A 416-nucleotide genomic window follows, 5' to 3' on the forward strand; every position below is an offset into this window, starting at 1 on the left:
CCGGGACTGCTGGCCGACGTACCGGCGTGGCTGGAGTGGTGGCAGAGCACCGCGCAGGGGGGCGTACGGCCGTTGCTGCTCGACCTGGATCCGCGGCAGTCGGTGTACTCGGACTACACGCACTGGGACTGGTACGCCCTGCCCCGTGCCACCGGACTGCGAGCCGTGGCCGGGCCCTACGTGGACTACCTGTGCTCCGACGAGTACAGCCTGACCCTGTCCGCGCCGGTCGAGGTGGCGGGCCGGTTCACGGGGGTGGCCGCGGCCGACGTGTACCTACGGCACTTCGAGGCAGCCGTACTGCCACTGCTGCGCGAACTGCCCAACCCCACCCACCTGGTGAACGCCCGCGGCCGGGTGGCGGCCTCCGCCGACCCGGCGCATCTGGCCGGATCCCTCACCAGGGGCCCGGACTT

The 416-nt window shown here is 72.4% G+C and carries 1 protein-coding gene; it reads left to right on the forward strand.

The genetic code is table 11. The features are described from left to right. A partial coding sequence (locus tag C1I97_RS38445; RefSeq protein ID WP_220040905.1) for a cache domain-containing protein occupies window positions 1–416 on the forward strand: 416 nt, incomplete at both ends.

It is taken from the genome of Streptomyces sp. NTH33 (genome assembly GCF_003236365.1).
Lineage (GTDB): Bacteria > Actinomycetota > Actinomycetes > Streptomycetales > Streptomycetaceae > Streptomyces.